The 6,297-nt window shown below is 50.7% G+C and carries 5 protein-coding genes; all 5 read left to right on the top strand.

Translation table 11 applies throughout. The annotated features are described in order from the left end of the window. A partial coding sequence (locus BWI93_RS07100; protein ID WP_094809578.1) for an ABC transporter permease occupies nucleotides 1–1,033 on the top strand: 1,033 nt, incomplete at its 5' end. A gap of 220 nt (nucleotides 1,034–1,253) precedes the next feature. Beyond that, nucleotides 1,254–1,745: an ABC transporter permease gene (locus tag BWI93_RS29470; RefSeq protein WP_369679113.1), complete on the top strand. Its 492-nt coding sequence runs from the start codon at nucleotides 1,254–1,256 to the stop codon at nucleotides 1,743–1,745. Between the two features lie 53 nt (nucleotides 1,746–1,798). Further along, nucleotides 1,799–2,875 (top strand): FtsX-like permease family protein, encoded by a 1,077-nt coding sequence (locus tag BWI93_RS29465; protein WP_369679112.1) that lies wholly within the window; start codon nucleotides 1,799–1,801, stop codon nucleotides 2,873–2,875. Between the two features lie 11 nt (nucleotides 2,876–2,886). Continuing rightward, nucleotides 2,887–3,681: an ABC transporter permease gene (locus BWI93_RS29460; protein WP_369679117.1), complete on the top strand. Its 795-nt coding sequence runs from the start codon at nucleotides 2,887–2,889 to the stop codon at nucleotides 3,679–3,681. A gap of 94 nt (nucleotides 3,682–3,775) precedes the next feature. Then, nucleotides 3,776–6,151, top strand: a complete 2,376-nt coding sequence (locus BWI93_RS07090) for an ABC transporter permease (protein WP_094809576.1) — start codon at nucleotides 3,776–3,778, stop codon at nucleotides 6,149–6,151. Nucleotides 6,152–6,297: the final 146 nt, after the last annotated feature.

Genomic DNA, 6,297 nt, shown 5'->3' with positions numbered 1-6,297 from the left:
AATGGATTTTTTCCGGGGAAAAGACATTGGCTACGATCCCACTTCGATTGTACTGGTCAACCTTCCCACGACCGATCAGATCAACCTGCAAACGCTGCGTAATCGGCTTTTGCAAGTGAACGGCGTAGAGCAACTCAGTTTTAGTACAACCCCTCCAACGAGCGGAAATAACAATCGCTCCAATCACCATTTTGACAACCGCCAGAAGGAAGAAACTTGGGACGTCAATACCAAAGGCGGCGATGCTCAGTACTTACAAACGTACGGACTTAAACTCGTGGCTGGTACAAATTTGCCCGAAAGCGATTCCATTCGGGGCTTCCTCGTCAACGAAGCTTACGCCGAGAAGCTCGGTCGGCAGCCGCAGGAGATCGTCGGGCGATCGCTGGAACTCTGGGGCTTCAAGGCTCCGATTGTAGGTGTAGTGAAAAACTGGAATAACCTTTCCTTACAAAACCGGATTGAACCCGTTACCATTTTTCCGTTTCCGAAGGCGTATCAGTACGTCGGTCTGAAGGTCCGCAGCTCTCATTTGCCCCAAACCCTGGGAGGTATCGAAAGCGTTTGGAATGAGACCTTTCCGGACTACATCTACAAGCAATCGTTCCTCGACCAACGCATTGCCAAAGCCTACGAAACCGAGCAGCTGATGCTGCAACTGGTTCGCGTCTTTTCCTTCATTGCCATCTTCATCGGCTGTCTGGGTTTGTACGGACTGGTGAGCTTTATGGCGGCTCAGAAAACCAAGGAAATCGGGGTACGCAAGGTGCTCGGGGCCAGCGTCGGCCAAATTCTGACGCTCTTCGGTACCGAATTCGGACGACTCATCCTGCTGGCGTTTGTCGTAGCGGCCCCACTGGGTGGCTGGATGATGACGAACTGGCTGGAAGGTTACACCTACAAAATTCACCTGGGTTGGCAAACGTACGCCTGGGCCATACTACTCACGCTACTGGTTACTCTATGCACGGTAAGCTGGCAATCGTACCGGGCCGCGACCACGAATCCGGTCAAGTCGTTGAAATCGGAATAAGCTAGATAGCTCCTTTTGGGAACGGATTGGGCTTTGGTTCGACCCGTTCCGAAGTCATTCTTTTGAATCTTTACTCCATTGTTCGTTTCCGAACTATACTCTGTTCAAAAGCGAACACTCCTACTATCGTATTCCATTCTATACCAGACAGTTACTTAAACACAGTTTCCAACGGCACAACTATTGAACGTAACCGGATCTACTGAAAGCGGCCTGTCTTATGCTTAGAAACTACTTTTTGGTTGCCTGGCGGAACCTGTTGCGGAACCGGACCTTCACCCTTATCAATGTTACCGGACTGGCTCTAGGTCTGGCTACCTGTATACTAATCATGCTATACGTGGTAGATGAATGGAGTTATGACCGCTTTCACGAGCGTGCCGACCGGATCGTGCGGGTAGTTTTCAAAGGGAAAACGGAAGGCGGCAGTATCAACGAGGCTCATGTTATGCCTCCAGTAGCCCGTACGCTTCAGTCCAGCTTTCCGGAAGTAGCCGAAGCTACGCGTCTTCGTCTGGCGGGTTCGCCGCTGATCTCCTACGGAACCAAGTCCTTACGGGAAAGTGTGATGGCCTTCGCCGATTCCAACATTTTCCGGGTCTTTACGCTACCGCTGCTCAAAGGCGATTCAAAAACGGCCCTGATTAAACCTTCCTCCCTGGTTATTTCTGAAACGGTAGCCCGCAACTACTTCGGCGAAGCGATCCCATAGGTAAGATACTGGAAATTAAAGCCTGGAAATCTTCGTATCAGGTAACGGGCGTTATGCAGGATATGCCCACGAATTCGCATTTCCACGTCGATATACTGGCCTCCATGTCGGGGCTTGCGGAAGCTCAGTCTACGACCTGGCTAACTTCCGAATTTTTCACCTACCTCCTCCTAACGCCCGGCACGGATGTAACCCAACTGGAGCGGAAATTACCGCCGATCGTTTCCCGGTACATGGGCCCGCAACTGGAACAGGCTTTTGGCATGCCCTACGAAACATTCCGCAACAAAGGAAATGCCCTTGGGCTCTTTCTACAGCCGTTAACGGACATACACCTTCGTTCCGATTTTGCGTACGATCTCTCCGCCCCCGGTAATCTTCAGACGGTGTACATTTCCAGTATCATTGCCGGACTCATGTTACTGGTAGCCTGCATCAATTTCATGAACCTCTCGTCGGCGGGAGCTTCCCGTCGGGGCCGCGAGGTGGGCATTCGGAAAGTACTGGGTTCGGGGCAGTCCGAACTCATGAAACAGTTTCTGTTCGAATCCATTCTGCTCACGGGACTGGCCCTGTTTCTTTCACTTTTGCTCGTTGATCTGACCTTGCCCGCTTTCAACGAACTGGCTGGCAAACACCTGAGCTTCCCTTTCTTCACGCATCCGTTGCTGTTCGTGGGTTTACTGGTGCTGGGTTTACTGGTGGGTGTAGCGGCAGGGAGTTATCCCGCTTTCTTTCTGTCTTCTTTCCAGCCGATGGCGGTACTGAAAGGTGGCGGGTTCCAGATCAAAACTTCGAAGGGCAGTATTCATTTCCGGAGTAGTCTGGTCGTATTTCAGTTTTTCGTTTCCATTGCCTTAATCATCGCTACGACCGTAGTCTATCGCCAGCTTTCCTACATTCAGCATAAGGAGCTGGGGTATAACAAAGAGCAGGTGATTGTACTGCCCGAAACCTGGGCCTTAGGTCCGAACGAGGCCGCGTTTCGACAAAGGTTACTACAGGATTCCAGGGTACAGTCGGTAAGTGCCTCGGTATATTTACCCGCTGGGCCAAGTAGTAACAATAATTTTTCCTTTCGCCGGAGACGAATCCCAGTCTACTCGTCAAAACCCTTCGTTACGACGTAGATGAAGCCTACATTCCCACGTTAAACATCCGGATCGCCGCCGGACGCAATTTTTCTCCTCAGTTTGCTACCGATTCTACGGGTATTCTTCTCAACGAAACGGCCGTTCGCTCGATGGGCTGGACCGGGAATGTACTGGGCAGAACCTTAGCCACCCATAGCAACAACGGCCACCGTACCACCTACCACGTCATTGGCGTAGTAAAAGACTTTCACTTCCGGTCCCTGCACGAACTCATCACGCCCCTGGTAATGGTTCAGTCCCAATCGGGTGGTACCCTGATCGTCAAAGCCAAAGCGGGCGATGTGGCCGGGTTGCTGCGAACCATGCAACAGGTCTGGAACCAGTACCACCCCGAAGTACCCTTTAGTTATTCGTTTTTGAATGATCGTTTCTCGAATACCTATCAATCCGAGCAGAAAACGGGTCTGCTTCTAAGCGTCTTTGCGGGGCTGACCATTTTTGTGGCCTGTCTCGGTCTGTTTGGTCTGGTTACGTTTACCACGCAACAACGTACCAAAGAGATTGGCGTACGGAAAGTACTTGGAGCTTCGGTAGGCAGTATCCTTGCCCTGCTTTCCAAAGAGTTCCTCCAACTGGTAGGCCTGGCCTTTCTACTGGCGATTCCGCTGGCCGGGTACGTTACGCACGAATGGTTGCAGCAGTTTGCCTACCGTATTTCGCTGGAATGGTGGGTCTTTGCTCTGGCGGGTGTATTAGCTCTGAGCATTGCTCTGCTTACGGTGAGTGTCCAGAGTATAAAAGCCGCTTTGGTTAATCCGGTAAAGAGTTTGAAATCCGAATAGCAGGGTCTGTTTTGTTCCGTTCTACGGTTCCTAAAGAAGAGGTTCGTTCACGTTTGACAGACGGGTGGGTTCGTTCCACCGCAATCAACCAATTATGCTACGCAACTACATCAAGGTCGCTTTACGAAATCTGTTCAAGCACAAATTATACTCCGTAGTCAATATCCTGGGACTGGCCATTGGTATGGCGGTAACGCTGTTGATTGGAATTTGGGTCTGGGACGAACTTTCGTTTAATCGCTCCTTCGAGCAGTACGACCGCATTGCTCAGGTCATGCAGCACCAGACCCTTCAACAACAGAAAGAGACCTGGCCTGCCGTATCGATTCCCGTGGCGGCGGAGCTGCGTAACACCTACGGATCGGACTTTAAACACGTGGTTCTTTCTTCCTGGAATGATGATCACGTCCTTTCATCGGGGACGAAAAAACTGAAGTCCGACGGTAGTTTTATGGAACCCAATGCCCCGGACTTGCTGAGTCTACGCATGCTGGCGGGCAGCCGGAAGGGATTGGAGAACCCTTCTTCCATCCTGCTTTCTGCATCGCTCGCCAAGGCCCTTTTCGGTACCAGGGATCCGATGGAACAGGTGATTAAGATTGATAACCAACTATCGGTACAGGTGAGCGGGGTCTACGAAGATCTGCCTTCCAATACTTCCTTCCATAACCTGACCTTCCTTTTACCCTGGGATTTATACGTTTCCAGCGAAGAATGGGTGAAACGAAATCTAACTGACTGGCAGGAATACTCCTTCCAGGTGTTTGTACAACTCAGCCCCCAGGCTCAGCTGGATCAGGTTTCGGCTAAACTCAAACCCCTGTTGGCCGTAAAAACCCGGCAAACTTCTCGCCCGGAAGTTTTTCTGCATCCGATGGCAAAATGGCACTTGTACGAAGAATTCAAGAACGGCGTCAACACGGGTGGCAGCATTCAGTACGTCTGGCTGTTTGGATTGATTGGCTTCTTCATCCTACTACTGGCCTGTATCAATTTTATGAACCTGAGTACAGCCCGCAGCGAGAAACGAGCCAAGGAAGTGGGCATTCGAAAAGCCATCGGCTCGGTACGTACGCAGCTGATCAGCCAGTTTCTCAGCGAATCATTCCTGGTGGTTTTCATTGCTTTAGTACTGAGTCTGGGACTGGTTGAACTGGCTCTACCCTGGTTTAATGCACTGGCGAATAAGCAGGTATCCATTCTCTGGACCCATCCGGTTTTCTGGTCCACTACGCTCGGCTTTTGCCTGATTACGGCTTTGCTGGCGGGTAGTTATCCGGCCTTCTATTTATCTTCCTTCCAACCGGTGAAAGTACTGAAAGGAACCTTTAAGGCCGGACGTTTTTCGGCCTTGCCTCGCAAAGCCCTGGTGATGGTACAGTTCACCATATCCATTACGCTGATTATTGGCACCATCATCGTGTACCGGCAAATTGAATTTGCCAAAGAGCGGCCCGTGGGGTATACGCGGGAAGGACTGATTGCCGTGCCCATGAATACGCCGGATCTGTACGGACACTACGACGCCATCCGGAATGACCTGTTGCAGACCGGAGCCGTTTTGGAGATGTCCGAATCTTCCAGTGCACCCACGCGGGTACAGTCCGTCAATTTTGATTTTACCTGGAAAGGTAAAGACCCTAACACGAAACCGCTGTTTGCGTACATCGCTGTTACCCACGATTTTGGCTCTACCGTTGGCTGGCAGTTTGTACAGGGCCGTAATTTCTCCCGAAGCCATTCGACGGATACGCTCGGACTGGTGATCAACGAGGCGGCTGTTCAACAAATCGGCTTTCAGCATCCCGTCGGAGAAATGCTTCAGAAAGGTGGAAAAACCTATCAAATCATCGGCGTCATCAAGGATATGGTGATGGATTCGCCCTTTAGTGCCGCCCGCCCCACCCTGTATACGCTGGATTACGGCTGGGTCAATTACATCGACATTCGGATTAATCCGAAGCTACCCATGCGTACGTCGCTGGCCGCCATCGAGCAGGTATTTCGAAAATACAATCCAGAAAGTCCGTTTGATTATCGATTTGTCAGCGAAGAATACGCCCGGAAGTTTGCCACGGAAGACCGCATTAGTCAGCTAACTTCCTTCTTTGCCGGACTCACCATTTTCATTTCCTGCCTGGGTTTATTTGGACTGGCTTCCTACGTAGCCGAACAGCGAACCAAGGAAATCGGTATTCGGAAAGTACTGGGAGCATCTGTACTAAATCTATGGCAGCTCTTGTCGAAAGAATTCGTAACACTGGTTTTGCTTTCCTGCCTTCTTTCCGTGCTGCTTGCGTATTATTTCATGAACAATTGGCTGGATCACTATGAATATCGGACGACCATCTCCGGTTGGATTTTCTTCGCCGCGGGTCTGGGGGCTCTGGTGATTACCGTACTGACAGTAAGTTATCAGGCCTTATCGGCGGCTTTGATTAATCCGGTGAAGAGTCTGAAATCGGAATGAAGTACGTCAAGGCTGACGGGATGGTTTATACTCCGTCAGCCCTCTCAGGCGGCAACAACCAAGCCTAAAATCAGAGTAATTAGTTATACGATCCCAAAAAGGATACAGTATTTGAAAGGGTATGCAACGCCAAAGGCGACTTTATC

The organism is Siphonobacter sp. BAB-5385, from assembly GCF_002261125.1.
Taxonomy (GTDB): domain Bacteria; phylum Bacteroidota; class Bacteroidia; order Cytophagales; family Spirosomataceae; genus Siphonobacter.
The sequence above is the reverse complement of the archived record's forward strand: the minus strand, read 5'-3'. Positions and strand labels throughout refer to the sequence as shown.